The organism is Pseudomonas sp. SLBN-26 (assembly GCF_006715895.1).
GTDB classification, from domain to species: domain Bacteria; phylum Pseudomonadota; class Gammaproteobacteria; order Pseudomonadales; family Pseudomonadaceae; genus Metapseudomonas; species Metapseudomonas otitidis.
In genome coordinates, this window is sequence record NZ_VFOB01000001.1 from 4561409 (window position 1) to 4577607 (window position 16199).

The following is a 16199-nucleotide window of genomic DNA, read 5'->3' on the forward strand; positions in this document are numbered from 1 at the left end:
AAGACATGAGCAAGAACGAATCCCTGCTGAAACGCCGTGCCGCCGCTGTAGCCCGTGGTGTTGGCCAGATCCACCCGGTCGTCGCCGAGCGCGCCGAGAACGCCACCGTCTGGGACGTGGATGGCCGCGAGTACATCGACTTCGCCGGCGGCATCGCCGTACTGAACACCGGCCACCTGCACCCGAAGGTGATCGCCGCTGTCCAGGAGCAGCTGACCAAGCTGTCCCACACCTGCTTCCAGGTACTGGCCTACGAGCCCTACATCGAACTCTGCGAAGAGATCGCCAAGCGCGTACCGGGTGACTTCGCCAAGAAAACCCTGCTGGTCACCTCCGGCTCCGAAGCCGTCGAGAACGCCGTCAAGATCGCCCGCGCCGCCACCGGCCGTGCCGGCGTCATCGCCTTCACCGGCGCCTACCACGGCCGCACCATGATGACCCTGTCCCTGACCGGCAAGGTGGTCCCGTACTCCGCCGGCATGGGCCTGATGCCCGGCGGCGTGTTCCGTGCCCTGGCCCCGTGCGAACTGCACGGCGTGAGCGAAGACGACTCCATCGCCAGCATCGAGCGCATCTTCAAGAACGACGCCCAGCCCCAGGACATCGCCGCGATCATCATCGAGCCGGTCCAGGGCGAGGGTGGCTTCTACGTCAACTCCAAAGCCTTCATGCAGCGCCTGCGCGCCCTGTGCGACCAGCACGGCATCCTGCTGATCGCTGACGAAGTGCAGACCGGCGCTGGCCGTACCGGCACCTTCTTCGCCACCGAGCAACTGGGCATCACCCCGGATCTGACCACCTTCGCCAAATCCGTCGGCGGCGGCTTCCCCATCTCCGGCGTGTGCGGCAAGGCCGAGATCATGGACGCCATCGCCCCCGGTGGCCTGGGCGGCACCTACGCCGGCAGCCCGATCGCCTGCGCCGCGGCCCTGGCCGTGCTGAAGGTGTTCGACGAAGAGAAACTGCTGGAGCGCAGCCAGGCTGTTGGCGAGCGCCTCAAGGCTGGCCTGCGTGACATCGCTGCCAAGCACAAGGTCATCGGCGACGTCCGCGGCCTGGGCTCCATGATCGCCATCGAACTGTTCGAAGGCGGCGACGTGCACAAGCCCGCTGCCGAGCTGGTTGGCAAGATCGTGGCCCGTGCCCGTGAGAAAGGCCTGATCCTGCTGTCCTGCGGCACCTACTACAACGTGATCCGCTTCCTGATGCCGGTGACCATCCCCGATGCCCAGCTCGACAAGGGCCTGGCCATCGTCGCCGAGTGCTTCGACGAACTCGCCTGAGGCTCACCAGCCAGGCGTACTTGAGACCCGCTTCGGCGGGTCTTTTTTTGCCCCGGATCAAGCCGATTTCATCCAGCCGGTCAATATGCCATCGGGCCACTACTCAGCCCTTCATCGGCGCTTTAGACTTGTCGCCTTCATTTTTGCCAACTCCGTCGCACCCACTCACGGCGCTCCCGCAGTAGCCCGAGGTACCCATGACCGCCCACGCCAAGGTTCCGGAAGTCCTGATTGCCGAGGCAGACCCGTGGACGGCCGACCTGCTCGCCCAACTGGTGCTGGATATCCGCGCCGACGCCAACCTCGTACGCGTCGCCGACGCGCCCACCGCCCTGGCGCGCTGCAAGCGCCGCCTGCCCGACCTGGTGATCGCCGACGGTGAACTGCAGGGCGGTGGCGGCCTGGAGCTGCTGCGCCAGTTGCGTCGCCACCCGCGCACCCCCATGCTGCCGTTCGTGCTCATCAGCGCCCGGGTGGATGCCGGCAGCGTGCGCGCCGTGTTGCCCCTGGCGCCGTCTGCCTACCTGGGCAAGCCCTTCAATGCCGAGAGCCTGCGCCAGCGCCTGGCCAGCCTGCTGCCTGCCGGCGAAGGCCGCGAGCCGACCGCACCGCTGCTGGTGGCCACCCTGGAGGAATACCTCGACAGCGTGCGCGAGGAAGGGCAGGGCGCCCCCCTGCTCAGCGACGTGCGCGACGCCGTCAGCCGCTGCCTGCAGGCCAGTGACCTCGACCTGCGTGACCTCGACGAAGTCTTCTCCCGCGACCCGCAGATCACCGCCCGGCTGATCGCCGCCGCCAACAGCGCCGCCCAGCACCTGGGCACGCCCTGCCAGACCCTCACCCAGGCCCTGCAGCGCCTGGGCGTAACCCGTGTGCTCAACCTCGTGCTCGGCATGGCCCTGGAACGCAACGCCCGGCTGCGCGACCCGCGCCTGGCCGAACTGGCCGACATCGCCTGGCGCGAGGCCCAGCGCAGCGCCGAGCTGGGCTACTGGATGGCCAGCGAACTCGACCTGGATGCCGAGCTCTGCTACACCGCCGGCCTGCTGCACAACATGGGCGAACTGGCCCTGCTGCGCAGCCTGCAGGACTGGCAGGACGCCGGCGGCACCCTGGAGGACGACGCACTGGAAACCGTGATGCGCAAGCGCGCCGCCGGTTTCGGCTCCGCCCTGCGCATCCGCTGGCGCCTGCCCTTCGGCCTGCGCGAACTGGTGGCGGCCTTCTACGGCCTGGGCAGCGGCGTGTTCTCCCGCGAGGCGCTGACCATGAACCTCTGCGCCGGCCTCCTGCGCCTGCCCGCCAACGCCGCCCCGCGTGACCTGCTGGACGAGCGCTCCGCCCGCCTGCTGCGCCTCGATCCCTCGCTGCTGGATCGCCTGCCGGCCCGCCTCATGCAGGCCTGATGGCCTCCTCGACGAAGTCCAGGCGGTCCTGACCGAAGAACATCTCCGTGCCCACGAAGCAGGTGGGCGCCCCGAACACCCCGCGCCTGACCGCCTCCTCGGTGGCCGCCTTCAGCGCCTCTTTCACCTCCGCCTCGGCCGCCAGTGCCTGCACGGTTGCCGGGTCGAAGCCGGCCCCTTCCAGCACGGCCGCCAGCACGGCCGGATCGCCCAGGTTCTTCGAGTCCTGCCAGAGCGCGCGGAAGGCCGCGTCCAGGTATGCCTCGAAGCGCTCCGGCTCGTGCAGCTGCAGACCGGTGGCGATGCGCATCAGGGCCAGGGTGTTGATCGGGAAATGCGGGTTGAACACCATCGGCACGCCGTAGCGACGGGCGAAGCGCAGCATGTCCACCAGGGTGTAGCGCCCCTTGGCCGGCACGCTGATGGGCGAGGCGTTGCCGGTGGCCTGGAACACCCCGCCCAGCAGCATCGGCCGGTAGCGCAGCGCTGCACCGTGGCGGGCGCACAGCGCCGGCAGCTGGGTCCAGGCCAGGTAGCTGGCCGGGCTGCCCAGATCAAAGAAGAATTCGACGCTCTTGTTCATGATTTTTCTCTTTCTTGTCAGCGAATTCGTGAGACCGCGCGAGCGACGTTCAGGCTAGGCGGCGGGGCGTCGGGAAAGCGGAGTTGGGGTCTGCCAATGAGCATTTCACGGCGCCACGCCAACAACGCCTGAGCGTCGCGCAGCCGGTCGTCAGTAATCACCAGCGTTCCATCCAGGGGCGCAGATCGAGTTCGAACGTCCACGCATCCCGCGGCTGGCTGTGCAGGAACCAGTAGTTGTCGGCGATGTGCTCGGGGTCGAGGATGCCGTCCTGGTCCTTGCGCGCGTAGAGGTCGGGGAAAGTGTCGCGGATGAACGCCGTGTCGATGGCGCCGTCCACCACCACATGGGCGACGTGGATGTTCCTCGGCCCCAGCTCCCGCGCCATGCTCTGGGCCAGCGCGCGGATGGCGTGCTTGGCCCCGGCGAACGCGGCGAAGCCGGCCGCCCCGCGCAGGCCCGCCGTGGCCCCGGTGAACAGCAGCGTGCCGCGCTCGCGGGTGACCATGCGCTTGGCCACCGCCTGGCTGGTGAGGAAACCGGCGAAGCAGGCCATCTCCCAGATCTTGAAGTACTTGCGCGGCGTCTCGTCGAGGATGCTGCACGGCACGTTGGCGCCGATGTTGAAGACGAAGGCCTCGATCGGACCGATGTCGCGCTCGATCTGCTCCACCAGCGCGTTCACCTCCTCCTCCTTGCGAGCGTCCGAGCCGAAGCCGAAGGCCTGGCCGCCTTCGGCGCGGATCTCGTCCACCAGCGCCTGCAGCTTGTCCGCGCTGCGGCGGGTCACGCAGGCGATGTAGCCCTCGCGGGCGAAACGCTTGGCGATGGCTCCGCCCGTGGCGTCCCCGGCGCCGATCACCAGCACCACCTTGTTCGTATTGTCCTGACGGGTCATCGCGGATCACCTTGGGTAAACGGTCGTTAGGTGAACGGACGTTATGCTACAGTCCGCGCCAGCGTCAAGCGAGGAAAGCCCCATGCGTTACTCCCCCAGCCACAAGGAAGAAACCCGCCAGAAGCTGCTGGAAAGCAGCGGCGCCATCGCCAAGGGCGGCGGTTTCGCCAGCACCGGCGTGGATGCCCTGATGAAGGCCATCGGCCTCACCGGCGGCGCCTTCTACAGCCACTTCCCCTCCAAGGACGACCTCTTCACCGCCGTGGTCGAGCGCGAACTGTCCGGCAGCCTGATCGGCCAGGCCGCGCGCGAACCGGGCTTCGACCGCGCCCGCCTGCAGCGCTGCCTGCACCACTACCTGAGCCTGGCCCACGTGCAGGACCCGGCCGCCGGCTGCGCCATTCCCGCCCTCGGGGCTGAGATCGCCCGGGCGGATGCCGTGGTCAGGGAAACGGCCGAGCACTGGCTGCTGCAACTGCAGCGCGCCTGGGCGTCGATCCTCGAGGATGGCGACCTGGCCTGGGCCCTGCTGGCCCAGTGCGTCGGTGCCCTGGTGGTGGCGCGCATGCTGGCCAGCCAGCCCGCGCAGGAAGCGGTGTTGCAGGGCAGCCGCCGGTGGGTGGACGACTGCCTGGAGGGCGCGCGCAGCGCCTAGAGGGGCACTTCCAGGGCTGCCGGCCTGACGGCCTCGCCTACGTTTCTGGAGGCGCCCTGGAAGGGTCAGATTTCCTGCATGTCGAAGTCGGCCTTGCCCACGCCGCAATCCGGGCAGACCCAGTCCTCCGGCACATCGCCCCAGGCCGTGCCGGCCGGGATGCCTTCCTCGGGCCAGCCCTTGGCTTCGTCGTAGATCAGGCCGCAGACCACGCAGATCCAGGTTTTCATGCCGTTACCTCTTGTCGTTCACGGGGGCAGGAAGCGGGTCGAGGGGCTCGGCCAGCGGGCAGCGATAGTACGTGCAGACGGGCCGCACGGCGGCCCATCCAAGGTTGGGGCGGAAGGTCAGGCCGTGTGGGCCTGGAGCGGGCGCTCCTGCTCGCGGGCACGCCAGCGGTTGGCGCGGGCGAAGGTGCCGAAGTCGTTGAAGCGCACCCCCATCTCGCGCATCACCCGGTGGGCCACCGGCGCGGCCATCTGGCGGATGTAGAAGGGCTCCTTCACCACGAAGTGGTGGATCGCGTGGGTGCTGCCGAAGTTGAAGCAGAACGCCTGCAGCGGCCACAGCCACCAGGGGTTGAGCACCTGGGTCTGCTGGATCACGTTGCCCGGTTCCACGTCGCCGTAGTAGTGCATGTTGGAGCTGACGAAATGCAGGCAGAAGGTGCGCAGCACGTTGGGGCCCACCAGCACCACCACCGCGATGTCCACGCCGTGCATCACCGCCAGGGTGGTGTCCGACCAGGCCACCGGCGTGCCCAGCAGCGCGCTCACGCCGTTGATGGCGTGGAAGCCGAGGAAGACGTACCAGGTGCCCCAGTTCATCAGCGCCAGCGGTGCATAGACCTTCAGCGTGCGCACCAGGATGAACTTCCTGTGCTCCCAGCTCCTGGCCCGCAGCATGCGGATCAGCGAGGACATCACGTTGTCGCCCACCATCAGCAGCCGGGCGATGCCCCAGGGCTCGCCGTTGGTGATGGCGCGCTCCTCCATGTCGGCCTCGGTGCCGGAGACCTTGTGGTGGTTCAGGTGCAGGTGGCGGCGGACCCACGGGTTGATGGTGCTCGGCCGGGCCAGCCACACCAGCGCCATCATCAGGTTGTGCGGCACCTTGCGCTTGCGGAAGTACATGCTGTGGATCAGGTCGTGCTCCAGCTCGTGGGTCAGCGAAGCGAAGAACGCATTCAGCAGCAGGCACGCCCACCCAGGCAGCACATCGTTCAGGTAGAGCAGTGCCGAGCCCACCATCCCGGCCAGGGCGAAGGCCAGGATCGCCGCACCGATGAAGTCCTGGTGACGCAGAAAGGGGTAGCGCTGGCGCAACTCGGCGCCACGGGCCATCACCACTTCGCGAATGTGGGCTGATCGCTGCGGGTCATCGAGGGGCGTGGGGCTTGCGGTGATCGGGGGCATGCTTACATCCTCTTGTCCGTCTTGTGGGCACCACTGTGCCGCCGCCCCGGCGGTGCCGCCCGACCGAGCACGCCAACCTGTTGACCGGACACGCCAACCTGCATGAGCGCCGAACCCACCACCCTGGCCAGCTGGACCCGCGCCCTGCGCAAGCAGCTCGACGCCCTCGGCCTCGACAGCGCCGCCCTCTGCCGGCAGGCCGGGCTGGACCCGGCGCTGATGGACGACCCCAACGCCCGCTACCCGCTGTCCGCCACCACCCGCCTCTGGCACCTGGCCGTCGCCGCCAGTGGCGACCCCGCCCTCGGCTTGCGGGTCTCGGCCTTCGTCGGCCCCACCACCTTCCACGCTCTGGGCTACGCCCTGATCGCCAGCGCCAGCCTGCGCGAGGTGTTCGAACGCATCGAGCGCTACCACCGGGTGGTCAGCGACGCCCTCAGCCTCCGCCTGCACTTGGAAGACGAACGCTACGCCTTCCACCTGCAGGTGCCGGTCGATGGCCCCGCCCCGGCCGATGAAGCCATCGACGCCTTCGCCGCGCTCTACGTCCGCACCTGCCGCAACCGCCTCGGGCGCGACTACGCCCCCCTGGCCGTGCACCTGCGTCGCCCCGAGCCCGCCGACCCGGCGCCCTGGCACCAGGTGTTCCGCTGCCCGCTGCGCTTCGCTGCCGAGGAAAATCGCCTGGAATTCGCCCGCGCCGACTTCGAGCGGCCCCTGGAAGGCGCCAACCCCGAACTGGCCGAACACAACGAAGCGGTGCTCAAGCGCACCCTCGAACACCTGCAGGGCCCGAGCTGGTCGAGCCGCGTACGGGCCTGCCTGGAAGCGCGCCTGCCCAATGGCGAACCCTCCGCCGAAGGCATCGCCCAGACGCTTCACCTCAGCCTGCGCAGCCTGCAGCGCCACCTGGCCGACGAAGGCACCCGCTACGAGCACCTCCTCAGCGACACCCGCCACGCCCTGGCCCTGGCCCACATGCGCGACCCGCGCTGCTCCATCAGCGAGATCGCCTACCTGCTCGGCTTTGCCGACACCAGCAGCTTCAGCCGTGCCTTCAAGCGCTGGACCGGGCAGAGTCCCAGCCAGTACCGCGAGGGCCTGTCCCGCTGAGCGCGGCCCCGGCGGCTGCCCGTGCTGGCGAGGGGCCGGCCGAGCAGCCAGAATGCCTACCCATAACAAGAACCGCCGAGGCCCGCATGCGTCCCGCCTATGCCCGCCATCCCTACGCCTTCATCCTCCACGCCCTGGGCCTGGCCCTGCTGATGCTGGTCTACGGCCGCTGGCAGGTGCCGCTGGCCTGGAGCGTGCCGGCCTACCTGATCCTCGCCCTGTGGCCCTGGCTGGGCCCGTGGAAGGTGCCGGAAGAGCCGACCTCGCTCATCGATCCCGCCGCCGATGCCCGTCTCGAACGGGAGCGCCGCCTGGAACAGGACGCCGCCGAGCGACGGCAACTGGAGGCCGAACTGGCCGACGCGCACGCCCGGCTGCACACCCACCGACAACACGCCCAGGTGCTGCTGGATGAAACCGCCGAGGCACAGCCGCTGCCCCACGCCGAGGGGCTCGACGCCGCCACCCGGCAGGTACGCGACGCGGTCGAACAGGGGCGCGCCACCCTCGATGCCGCCCAGCAGCGGCTCACCGCCCAACTGGCGCGCAGCGGGGAAGGGCGCCAGCGGGTCGAGGCCCTGGCCACCCGCAGCGAAGCCATCCAGCAGGTGGCCCAGAGCATCCAGTCCATCGCCAGCCAGACCAACCTGCTGGCCCTCAACGCCGCCATCGAAGCCGCCCGCGCCGGGGATGCCGGGCGCGGCTTCGCCGTGGTGGCCGATGAAGTCCGCAACCTCGCGGCACGCACCGCCCAGGCCACCGAGGAAGTCGGGCGCATGGCCGAGGACATCCGCCAGCAGACCGCCGCCGCCGTCGAACACCTGGCCAGCCAGGACCAGGGTCTGGCCGACGGGGTGGCCGCCCTGGCACCGCTCGGCGAAACCCTGCAACGGCTCGACCGGGACAGCCAGGCGGTCGGCGAGGTGCTGGCGCCGCTGCATGCGGAATGGTCGGCATGTCACGCCCGGCAGCAGGCCCGTTGCGACGCCTGGGCGGAGTGGGCCCGCCAATGGGCGGCGGAGTAGGGAACCGTCAGCGCACCTGGTGGGCCAGTTCGCGCAGCAGGCGGTTCACCTCCTGGCTGCTGCCCTCCATGTCGTTCACCGCCTGCAGCAGGGCCCGGTGGTTGTTCCCTGGCAGCTCGTCCAGCGCGCTTCGTGCCGCCTGGTGGACCCGTGCATGGGGCGCGGCGAGCGCCTGGAAGGCACGCAGCGAGCCGTACCGTGCCTGGATCGCCGAAGACTGGTACCACTGGCCCAGTCGGCAATGCTGGTGGTCGCTCAGGTTGGCGTGGTGTTCACCCTTGAACAGGTGCTGGTAGACCCCCAGCTTGAACAGCAGGTGGTCCAGCTTGACCGCCTCGGTGAAGGCGCTGAGGGCGATGCCCTCGATGAAGCGATTCATGTGCTCGCCCAACTGCACCATTTCATCCAGCGTCTGTGCCGAGTTGGACACGTTCTCGGACAGGCGCGTCGACTCGCTGGACAGACTGCCGATGGCCTGGCTGGCGCGACCGGTTTCCTGGTTGATGCTGTCCACCAACTGGCTGATTTCCTGGGTTGCCTGGCTGGTACGCCCGGCGAGGGCGCGCACTTCATCGGCCACCACGGCGAAGCCGCGACCCTGCTCACCGGCCCGTGCGGCCTCGATGGCGGCATTGAGCGCCAGCAGGTTGGTCTGGTCGGAAATCGCCTTGATCAGGTCGACGATGCGGCTGATCTCCTCCACGCGCTGGCGCAGCAGGTTGACGCTTTCCACACTGCTCACGCCCTGTTCGGCCATGGAGGCCAAAGCGCCGGAGAAACCACCCAGCAGGCTGGAGGTTTCCTGGAACACCCCCTGGTGGCGCTGCAGCTTTTCCACCTCCACCTGCAGTTGCTCGGCCTGGGCAACCACGCTGTCGCGGGTGTCCGACAGGGAGTCGGCGAACAGCCCCAGCTTGCCGTGCAGCTCGCCGTGGAGCTGGTGCTGCGCCAGCACGCTGTCCGCCTCCGTATGGCGGGCCTGGCCCTGGCGGCGAAGGGCCTCCAGCTCCTCGCGTAGTTGCTGGTTCTCACGGGTCAGTTGGTTGACCTGGCTTTCGAGTTCTTCACTGCGTTGACGCCACTTCCCACCGAACATAAGGACTCCGGGAACAGCGAGGACAGGTTTCCAGCTTATCGCCTCGCCGCGGCGATTCTTGAACCGTTCAGCGCCCGCCGGCCGCGCGCTGGCGCAGGCCGTCCAGGTCCAGCAGCTCGATGCCGCCGTAGGTGAGGCGCACCAGGCCCAGCGCCTCCAGCTCCTTGAGGATCTGGTTGGTGGTCTGCCGGGAAATGGCCAGCATCTGCGCCAGCTGCTCCTGGGCCAGGTGGATCACCCGGCGCTGGCCGTCCGCCTCGCCGTAGCCCTCGGCGATCAGCAGCAGGCGCCGGGCCAGGCGCTGGGGCGCAGGCAGCAGGCTCATCTCTTCCAGAGCGATGAACGCCAGGCGCAGCTTCTGGCTCATCAGCAGGGCCATGTCGCGCCAGCGGGCCGGGTGCTGTTCCAGCAGGCGCAGCAGCGCCGCCTGGGGCACGTTGAGCAGGTGGCTGGGGCTTTCGGCAAAGGCGTCGTGGGTACGCGGCTGGCCGTCGAACAGGCAGATCTCGCCGAACCAGTGGGGCGGCTCCACCAGCGCCAGCAGCGCCTCCTTGCCGTTCTCCGTGCTGCCGCCCACGCGGATCGCCCCGCCCAGCACCGCGTACAGGCCGCAGGGCGGATCGCCGCGGCGAAACAGGCGCTGCCCCGCCGCCAGCTCCAGCGGGCGTGCGGCACCCAGCAGGGCCTCGCGGAAGTCCTGCGGCAGGCTGGCGAACCAGTGGCCGGCGAGCAGGCGTTGGTGACAGTCGGAAAGTTCGGGCATGGCGGGCTGGGGTTTGTCGGCTAGGTGACAGAGGATAGGCCAGTGCAGGCGCCATTATCGACCGCACTGCCCGAACCCGAGGAAACAACAATGAAAACCCTCATCGATCACCTGAGCCAGTACGCCGACTACCACCGCGACCGGCGCAACATCTTCAGCCACTTCATCGGCATCCCCATGATCGTGGTCGCCGTGGCCGTGCTGCTGTCCCGCCCGGGCCTGCCCGTCGCCGGCCTGTGGCTGTCGCCTGCCAGCGTCGTGGCCCTGGCCGCCGCACTGTTCTACTTCCGCCTCGACACGCGCTTCGGCGTGGTGATGACTGCGCTGCTTGGCCTCAGCCTCTGGGCCGGCCAGCACCTGGCCGTGCAGTCCACCGCCGTGTGGCTGGGCGCCGGGCTGGGGTTGTTCTTCGTCGGTTGGGTCATCCAGTTCATCGGCCACTACTACGAGGGCCGCAAGCCCGCCTTCGTCGACGACCTGATGGGGCTGGTGGTGGGCCCGCTGTTCGTGGTGGCGGAACTGGGCTTCATGCTCGGCCTGCGCAAGGAGGTGGAGCGCGCCATCGAGGAACGCTCCGGCCCCACCTGCATCCGCGAGAAAAAGGCCACCGCCTGAGCCGCTCTGTGGATAACCCGCGCCAGGGTGGACCGCGCTTCACCGGTCCACCTCCGGCGATACCCGCCACACCGAGGGTGGACGTGAAAAGCGACGTCCACCCTGCGCCCGGCCGATCCCCGCGCCCCTGCGGGAGCAGACTCATCCGCGATCGGTCGCAGGCTCAGCTGTGGATAACCCGCGCTGCGACCTGTTCCCTCAACCGCCTGCCGCCAGCAACTGGGTGCTCATGGAGCGCGCGTGGCGGTCCACCATCATCGGTGCGTAGGGGCGGCCGGAGGCGCTGACCAGGGTGTTGCTCTGGCTGTTCATGTCGGCGAGTGCGGCCTTGAGGAAGCCCCAGCGGGTCTTCAACTTGCCCACCACCGGGTCGGCCTTGTCCAGGGGCTGGAGCTGGGCGTCGATGGCCGGCAGCAGGGTGCGCTCGTCCTGGCCGATGTAGGTGTCGCCGTTCTCCCGTGCGATCTCGAAGGTGCCGATGTAGGCGCGGCTGAGGTACTGCACGGCGAGGTACTCGACCTTGGCCGGCAGCTCGCCCTGGGGGGTGTTGCCGGGGGCGGCGCGGGCGGCGATCAGCAGGTCGCGCAGGGATTTGGCCAGCTCCTGGGGGAAGCGCCAGGGCACGTCCTCCTCGTTGTGGCCGTAGGAAACACCCTGCTGCAGCTGGGTAACAAGGGCGCGGTACTTCTGCCGAAGCCCGTCGCTGGGCTGCGGCACCGCCTGGAACGCGGCATCCAGGGCCTGGAGGTCGGCCTCGAAGCGGGCCTTGTGGGTCTCCTGGAAACCTTCGCCCCGGTACAGCAGCAGGCTGCTGGTGGCGCGGCAGGCGTGGACCTGGACCTGGTCGATGGGGGCCAGCTCGGCGGCCAGGGCCATCCCGGCCCCGGCAAGGCCCAGCAGCAATCCGATGAAAGCGCGTGATAGAGCGTGTGAAAGCATCCCGGCGTGCTCCTTTTCTTGTTGTTGTGAGCAGACGAAGGACGGGCCCGTGGGGCCCGCCCGGTGCGCGCACAGCCTACTGCGACGCGGGATGGACGGAATTACCCGAAAGAGTGATTTGGTGCCGGCGGGGCCTTCATTCCGACGGTCGAACCAGTTGGCGCAGGCGCTCGGCGCTCTCCGGGTCGGCGGGGAACAGGGTCTCCAGGGCCAGCTCCGAGAGGGTGATGTCCACCGGCGTGCCGAACACGGTGATGGTGCTGATGAAGCGGATCACCCCCAGCGGCGTGTCCAGCAGCAGCGGCACCAGCACCGCATCGCCGCTCGGCGTCTCTGCGCTGGGCGGCGCCGGGTAGGCTGCCAGCTCGGCATGCAGGGCGGCCAGGGCCTCGTCACCGCTCGCCTCCAGGTCCCGGCGCAGGCGCGCCAGCAGGTGGGCGCGCCAGGTGCCGAGGTTGAGGATGCGCGGCGCCAGCCCCTCGGGGTGCAGCGACAGGCGCAGGGCATTGATCGGCGGCACCAGCAGCGCCGGCGAGACACCCGCCACCAGCGCCATCACCGCGTCGTTGGCGGCCAGCAGGTTCCAGTGCCGGTCGATGGCCAGGGCCGGGTTCGGCTCATGGGCCTTGAGCAGTTGCCCGATGGCCTGGCGGGCGGCGTCCAGGGCCGGGTCGTCGAGGCTGTGCTGCGGGTAGAGCGGGGCAAAGCCGGCGCTGGCCAGCAGCCGGTTGCGCTCGCGCAGGGGGATCTCCAGGTGCTCGGCCAGGTGCAGGAGCATCTCCCGGCTCGGCTGGGCCCGTCCGGTCTCGACGAAGCTCAGGTGGCGGGTGGAGATGTCGGCGCTGCAGGCCAGGTCGAGCTGGCTGAGGCGGCGGCGCTGGCGCCAGTGGCGCAGCAGGGCGCCGATGGGGAGATTCGGTGCGTTCATGGCAGCGACGATAGTCGAGGCCGGTAGGGCTGGCCATTACCTGCCAGGTAATCGACGCGATGCTGCGGGACGGCGAATCCTCGGCCTGTCGGCAGCGGCCTTCGCCGCCGCCTCGTCCAGCCAGGAGACTCGCCATGAACACCGTGCAACCGAATCCTCTGCTCCGCCGTGTCCTGCAACTCGATGCCCTGCTCAGCGGCGGCGCCGGCCTGCTGCTCTGCCTGGGGGCGGCGCCCCTGTCGGCTCTGCTGGGGCTGCCCCTCGCGCTGCTGCAGATCGCCGGCCTGTTGATGCTGCCCTGGTGCGGCGTGCTGCTGTGGATGGCCCGCCGTGTGCCGCTGGACCGGCGCGCGGTGTGGGCGGTGATCGCCGTCAACGCCGCCTGGGTGGTGGACAGCTTCCTGCTGCTGGCCAGCGGCTGGGTGCAGCCGACCTTCTGGGGCCAGGTCTTCGTCATCGCCCAGGCGCTGGCGGTGGTGCTGTTCGCCGAGCTGCAGTACCTGGGGCTGAAGCGCTCGGCCGAGGCGGTCTGTGGATAACCCGGGCAAGCCGGTCGCTGCTGTCCATGCACCCTGGGCGTTCGCTCACGCGGGGTCCACCCTGCCCAGGGTCGCGCGCCCATGAAAAAGCCCCTCCGGGGAGGGGCTTGCGGGTCACCGGCTCAGAGCGAGGACGCGGCCTGCCAGGCCTTGGGTTTGAAGAACAGCGTCTCGCCGCGGGCCAGGCCCACCAGGCTGTCGTGGTCCTTGACCACTTCGGCCTCGATCAGCTCGTCCTGCCCGTCCACCTTCAGGGTGACGCGGGTGATGGCGCCCAGCGGGCGGATGTCGCGCACTTCGGCGGCGCGGTGTTCCTCCACCGCCTGGCGCGACAGGGACACCTCGTGGGGGCGGAACAGCACGTGCTCGTCGCTGCCCAGGTAGAGGCGGTTGGAGTCACCGAGGAAGTGGTAGACGAAGTCGCTGGCCGGGTTCTCGTAGACCTCGCCCGGGGCGCCGATCTGCTCGATCACGCCCTTGTTCATCACCACGATGCGGTCGGCCACTTCCATGGCTTCTTCCTGGTCGTGGGTGACGAACACGGAGGTCAGGTTGATCTCCTCGTGCAGGCGCGCCAGCCAGCGGCGCAGCTCCTTGCGAACCTTGGCGTCGAGGGCGCCGAAGGGCTCGTCCAGCAGCAGGATCTTCGGCTTCACCGCCAGGGCGCGGGCCAGGGCGATGCGCTGGCGCTGGCCGCCGGAGAGTTGCTCCGGGTAGCGGTCGGCGAGCCAGTCCAGCTGCACCATGTTCAGCAGTTCGTGGACCTTCTCGGCGATCTCCGGCTCGCTGGGGCGCTCGCCCTTGGGCTTCATGCGCAGGCCGAAGGCGACGTTGTCGAACACGCTCATGTGGCGGAACAGGGCGTAGTGCTGGAACACGAAGCCGACGTTGCGATCACGCACGTCGTGCTGGGAGACGTCCTCGCCGTGGAACACGATGTTGCCGGCGTCCGGGGTCTCCAGGCCGGCGATGATGCGCAGCAGGGTGGTCTTGCCGCAGCCGGACGGGCCGAGCAGGGCGACCAGCTCGCCGCTCTGGATGTCCAGGTTGATGGCGTTCAGCGCGCGGAAGGCGTTGAAGTTCTTGCTGACGTTACGGATTTCGATGGACATGGGTTACTCCTCCGCGTCGGCGTGACGTAGGCGGGACAGACGGGCTTCGCTCCACTGCTTGAGCAGCAGGATGAACAGCGCCAGGAGCAGCAGCAGGCTGGCGACGCTGAACGCGGCGACGTGGTTGTACTCGTTGTAGAGAATCTCGACGTGCAGGGGCAGGGTGTTGGTGACGCCGCGGATGTGGCCGGACACCACCGACACCGCGCCGAACTCGCCCATCGCCCGCGCGGTGCACAGCACCACGCCGTAGATCAGGCCCCATTTGATGTTGGGCAGGGTCACGTGCCAGAACATCTGCCAGCCGTTGGCGCCCAGCAGGCGCGCGGCTTCCTCTTCCTGGGTGCCCTGTTCCTGCATCAGCGGGATCAGCTCGCGGGCGACGAAGGGCACGGTGACGAAGACGGTGGCCAGGACGATGCCGGGCAGGGCGAAGACGATCTGGATGTCATGCTCGCTCAGCCATTCGCCGAAGTAGCCCTGGGCGCCGAACAGCAGGATGTAGATCAGGCCGGCGATCACCGGGGAGACGGAGAAGGGCAGGTCGATCAGGGTGACCAGGATGCTCTTGCCACGGAACTCGAACTTGCTCACGCACCAGGCGGCGGCGACGCCGAACACCAGGTTCAGCGGCACGGAGATGCCCACGGCGATCAGCGTCAGCTTCAGGGCGGAGAGGGCGTCCGGTTCGAGGATGGCCTCGAAGAAGGTGCCGAAGCCCTGCTTCAGCGCCTCGCTCAGGACGATGTACAGCGGCAGCAGCAGGAACAGCGCGAACACCAGCCAGGCGGCGGCGATCAGCGCGCGACGGCCCCAGACGTTGCCGCGACGGGCAGCGTTGGCGGAGGTGGCGGTCAGGGTAGCGGAACTCATGGCGGCCTCCTCAGGGGGTTTCGATGCGGCGCTGCAGCAGGTTGATCAGCAGCAGCAGGATGAAGGAGACCACCAGCATCAGCACGCCGATGGCGGTGGCGCCGGCGTAGTCGTACTGGTCCAGCTTGACCATGATCAGCAGCGGCAGGATCTCGGTCTTCATCGGCATGTTGCCGGCGATGAAGATCACCGAGCCGTACTCGCCCACGCCCCGGGCGAAGGCCAGGGCGAAGCCGGTCAGCCAGGCGGGCAGCAGCGCCGGCAGGAGGATGTGGCGGAACACCTGCAGCGGCTTGGCGCCCAGGCAGGCGGCGGCCTCTTCCACCTCGCGGGGGATGTCGGCCAGCACCGGCTGCACCGTGCGCACCACGAAGGGCAGGGTGACGAAGGTCAGCGCCAGGGTGATGCCCAGCGGGGTGTAGGCGATCTTGAAGCCCAGGTCGGTGGCGAACTGGCCGACCAGGCCGGCCGGCGCATACAGCGCGGTGAGGGCGATGCCGGCGACGGCGGTGGGCAGGGCGAAGGGCAGGTCGATCATGGCGTCAATGATCTTGCGCCCGGGGAAGTCGTAGCGCACCAGCACCCAGGCCAGCAGGGTGCCGATCAGACCGTTGATCACGGCGGCGGCCAGCGCGGCGCCGAAGCTCAGTTTCAGCGCGGCCAGCACACGGGGTGAACTGACGATGCCCCAGAACTGGGTCCAGCTCAGGTCGAAGGTCCGAAGGAACATGGCACCCAGCGGGATCAGGACCAGCAGGCTGAGGTACACCAGCGTGTAGCCCAGCGTCAGCCCGAAGCCGGGTATGACGGGGGAGATACGTCGAGACATCATCTGTCCTTTTTCTGCGTTGGAACGCTCAAGCCCGATGCCAGCCGTCGCTGGCCCGGGCACGGCAAAGGGAAGCTCGCGCTTCCCCTTGTCCGGGCGGGATTGGAGCCCGCCCTTGTTTCTGCTT

At 68.9% G+C, this 16199-nt stretch carries 17 protein-coding genes and 2 pseudogenes; 7 read left to right on the plus strand and 12 right to left on the minus strand.

Annotation, left to right across the window (positions count from 1 at the left end):
• Nucleotides 1-5: 5 nt before the first annotated feature.
• Both gabT and FBY21_RS21115 read left to right on the plus strand, forming a co-directional pair.
• Nucleotides 6-1283 carry a 4-aminobutyrate--2-oxoglutarate transaminase gene (gabT, locus tag FBY21_RS21110; protein ID WP_044402076.1) on the plus strand — a complete coding sequence of 426 codons (1278 nt, stop codon included), beginning with the start codon at nt 6-8 and terminating at the stop codon, nt 1281-1283.
• Between the two features lie 197 nt (nt 1284-1480).
• Nucleotides 1481-2689 (plus strand): HDOD domain-containing protein, encoded by a 1209-nt coding sequence (locus tag FBY21_RS21115; RefSeq protein WP_142013435.1) that lies wholly within the window; start codon nt 1481-1483, stop codon nt 2687-2689.
• On the opposite strand, the gene FBY21_RS21120 is transcribed toward FBY21_RS21115, so the two are convergent.
• Together FBY21_RS21120 and FBY21_RS21125 are read right to left on the minus strand one after the other, a co-directional pair.
• A complete protein-coding gene (locus FBY21_RS21120; RefSeq protein WP_142013437.1) occupies nt 2676-3272 on the minus strand; it encodes a 2-hydroxychromene-2-carboxylate isomerase in 597 nt (198 codons plus the stop codon). The two genes, FBY21_RS21115 and FBY21_RS21120, sit on opposite strands and share 14 nt — an antisense overlap.
• A gap of 157 nt (nt 3273-3429) precedes the next feature.
• Nucleotides 3430-4170: an SDR family oxidoreductase gene (locus FBY21_RS21125; RefSeq protein ID WP_074972434.1), complete on the minus strand. Its 741-nt coding sequence runs from the start codon at nt 4168-4170 to the stop codon at nt 3430-3432.
• An 82-nt stretch (nt 4171-4252) separates the two neighbouring features.
• Between FBY21_RS21125 and FBY21_RS21130 the strand changes: the two genes are divergently transcribed.
• A complete protein-coding gene (locus FBY21_RS21130; protein ID WP_142013438.1) occupies nt 4253-4825 on the plus strand; it encodes a TetR/AcrR family transcriptional regulator in 573 nt (190 codons plus the stop codon).
• 65 nt (nt 4826-4890) lie between these two features.
• Here the strand turns inward: FBY21_RS21130 and FBY21_RS21135 are convergent, their stop codons facing one another.
• Nucleotides 4891-5055: a rubredoxin gene (locus FBY21_RS21135; protein ID WP_044401971.1), complete on the minus strand. Its 165-nt coding sequence runs from the start codon at nt 5053-5055 to the stop codon at nt 4891-4893.
• A gap of 117 nt (nt 5056-5172) precedes the next feature.
• Nucleotides 5173-6240, minus strand: coding sequence for a fatty acid desaturase (locus tag FBY21_RS21140; protein ID WP_142013441.1), 1068 nt, complete (start codon nt 6238-6240; stop codon nt 5173-5175).
• A gap of 102 nt (nt 6241-6342) precedes the next feature.
• On the opposite strand from FBY21_RS21140, the gene FBY21_RS21145 reads away from it, so the two are divergent.
• Nucleotides 6343-7353, plus strand: a complete 1011-nt coding sequence (locus FBY21_RS21145) for an AraC family transcriptional regulator (protein WP_142013443.1) — start codon at nt 6343-6345, stop codon at nt 7351-7353.
• 620 nt (nt 7354-7973) lie between these two features.
• Nucleotides 7974-8378: pseudogene (locus tag FBY21_RS30340) on the plus strand (methyl-accepting chemotaxis protein); the annotation flags it as partial.
• A 7-nt stretch (nt 8379-8385) separates the two neighbouring features.
• Here the strand turns inward: FBY21_RS30340 and FBY21_RS29995 are convergent.
• From FBY21_RS29995 to FBY21_RS21160, 3 genes and pseudogenes are all read right to left on the minus strand, one after another.
• On the minus strand, nt 8386-8778 hold the full coding sequence (locus FBY21_RS29995) for a CZB domain-containing protein (RefSeq protein WP_409563820.1): 393 nt from the start codon (nt 8776-8778) through the stop codon (nt 8386-8388).
• Nucleotides 8779-8781: 3 nt separating this feature from the next.
• Nucleotides 8782-9072 (minus strand): annotated as a pseudogene (locus tag FBY21_RS30345) (methyl-accepting chemotaxis protein); the annotation flags it as partial.
• A 469-nt stretch (nt 9073-9541) separates the two neighbouring features.
• Entirely contained in the window at nt 9542-10237 is a 696-nt protein-coding gene (locus FBY21_RS21160) for a Crp/Fnr family transcriptional regulator (protein WP_142013447.1), read from the minus strand.
• A gap of 90 nt (nt 10238-10327) precedes the next feature.
• On the opposite strand from FBY21_RS21160, the gene FBY21_RS21165 reads away from it, so the two are divergent.
• Nucleotides 10328-10852, plus strand: coding sequence for a DUF962 domain-containing protein (locus tag FBY21_RS21165; protein ID WP_044401982.1), 525 nt, complete (start codon nt 10328-10330; stop codon nt 10850-10852).
• Between the two features lie 198 nt (nt 10853-11050).
• On the opposite strand, the gene FBY21_RS21170 is transcribed toward FBY21_RS21165, so the two are convergent.
• Both FBY21_RS21170 and FBY21_RS21175 read right to left on the minus strand, forming a co-directional pair.
• Nucleotides 11051-11791, minus strand: a complete 741-nt coding sequence (locus tag FBY21_RS21170; protein ID WP_142013449.1) for a hypothetical protein — start codon at nt 11789-11791, stop codon at nt 11051-11053.
• Nucleotides 11792-11927: 136 nt separating this feature from the next.
• On the minus strand, nt 11928-12719 hold the full coding sequence (locus tag FBY21_RS21175; protein ID WP_142013451.1) for a helix-turn-helix domain-containing protein: 792 nt from the start codon (nt 12717-12719) through the stop codon (nt 11928-11930).
• Between the two features lie 134 nt (nt 12720-12853).
• On the opposite strand from FBY21_RS21175, the gene FBY21_RS21180 reads away from it, so the two are divergent.
• Complete coding sequence (locus FBY21_RS21180) at nt 12854-13258, plus strand: hypothetical protein (RefSeq protein WP_142013453.1); 405 nt, start codon at nt 12854-12856, stop codon at nt 13256-13258.
• A gap of 122 nt (nt 13259-13380) precedes the next feature.
• Here the strand turns inward: FBY21_RS21180 and FBY21_RS21185 are convergent, their stop codons facing one another.
• From FBY21_RS21185 to cysT, 3 genes are read right to left on the minus strand one after another with little or no spacing between them, the layout of a single operon-like run.
• On the minus strand, nt 13381-14370 hold the full coding sequence (locus FBY21_RS21185) for a sulfate/molybdate ABC transporter ATP-binding protein (RefSeq protein ID WP_142013455.1): 990 nt from the start codon (nt 14368-14370) through the stop codon (nt 13381-13383).
• 3 nt (nt 14371-14373) lie between these two features.
• The gene (gene cysW, locus FBY21_RS21190; protein WP_074972415.1) at nt 14374-15243 is read right to left on the minus strand and encodes a sulfate ABC transporter permease subunit CysW; all 870 of its coding nucleotides are present in this window, start codon (nt 15241-15243) and stop codon (nt 14374-14376) included.
• A 10-nt stretch (nt 15244-15253) separates the two neighbouring features.
• Entirely contained in the window at nt 15254-16072 is an 819-nt protein-coding gene (gene cysT, locus FBY21_RS21195) for a sulfate ABC transporter permease subunit CysT (RefSeq protein ID WP_142013457.1), read from the minus strand.
• Nucleotides 16073-16199 lie beyond the last annotated feature (127 nt).

What these genes read in the sequence shown, in the direction of transcription:
- FBY21_RS21180 (WP_142013453.1), top strand. Translation starts at nt 12,854, where the DNA reads ATGAACACCGTGCAACCGAATCCTCTGCTCCGCCGTGTCCTGCAACTC.
- FBY21_RS21140 (WP_142013441.1), bottom strand. Translation starts at nt 6,240, where the DNA reads ATGCCCCCGATCACCGCAAGCCCCACGCCCCTCGATGACCCGCAGCGA.
- FBY21_RS21185 (WP_142013455.1), bottom strand. Translation starts at nt 14,370, where the DNA reads ATGTCCATCGAAATCCGTAACGTCAGCAAGAACTTCAACGCCTTCCGC.
- cysT (WP_142013457.1), bottom strand. Translation starts at nt 16,072, where the DNA reads ATGTCTCGACGTATCTCCCCCGTCATACCCGGCTTCGGGCTGACGCTG.
- FBY21_RS21160 (WP_142013447.1), bottom strand. Translation starts at nt 10,237, where the DNA reads ATGCCCGAACTTTCCGACTGTCACCAACGCCTGCTCGCCGGCCACTGG.
- gabT (WP_044402076.1), top strand. Translation starts at nt 6, where the DNA reads ATGAGCAAGAACGAATCCCTGCTGAAACGCCGTGCCGCCGCTGTAGCC.
- FBY21_RS21120 (WP_142013437.1), bottom strand. Translation starts at nt 3,272, where the DNA reads ATGAACAAGAGCGTCGAATTCTTCTTTGATCTGGGCAGCCCGGCCAGC.
- FBY21_RS29995 (WP_409563820.1), bottom strand. Translation starts at nt 8,778, where the DNA reads ATGGTGCAGTTGGGCGAGCACATGAATCGCTTCATCGAGGGCATCGCC.
- FBY21_RS21170 (WP_142013449.1), bottom strand. Translation starts at nt 11,791, where the DNA reads ATGCTTTCACACGCTCTATCACGCGCTTTCATCGGATTGCTGCTGGGC.
- FBY21_RS21125 (WP_074972434.1), bottom strand. Translation starts at nt 4,170, where the DNA reads ATGACCCGTCAGGACAATACGAACAAGGTGGTGCTGGTGATCGGCGCC.
- FBY21_RS21135 (WP_044401971.1), bottom strand. Translation starts at nt 5,055, where the DNA reads ATGAAAACCTGGATCTGCGTGGTCTGCGGCCTGATCTACGACGAAGCC.
- FBY21_RS21165 (WP_044401982.1), top strand. Translation starts at nt 10,328, where the DNA reads ATGAAAACCCTCATCGATCACCTGAGCCAGTACGCCGACTACCACCGC.
- FBY21_RS21175 (WP_142013451.1), bottom strand. Translation starts at nt 12,719, where the DNA reads ATGAACGCACCGAATCTCCCCATCGGCGCCCTGCTGCGCCACTGGCGC.
- FBY21_RS21115 (WP_142013435.1), top strand. Translation starts at nt 1,481, where the DNA reads ATGACCGCCCACGCCAAGGTTCCGGAAGTCCTGATTGCCGAGGCAGAC.
- FBY21_RS21130 (WP_142013438.1), top strand. Translation starts at nt 4,253, where the DNA reads ATGCGTTACTCCCCCAGCCACAAGGAAGAAACCCGCCAGAAGCTGCTG.
- FBY21_RS21145 (WP_142013443.1), top strand. Translation starts at nt 6,343, where the DNA reads ATGAGCGCCGAACCCACCACCCTGGCCAGCTGGACCCGCGCCCTGCGC.
- cysW (WP_074972415.1), bottom strand. Translation starts at nt 15,243, where the DNA reads ATGAGTTCCGCTACCCTGACCGCCACCTCCGCCAACGCTGCCCGTCGC.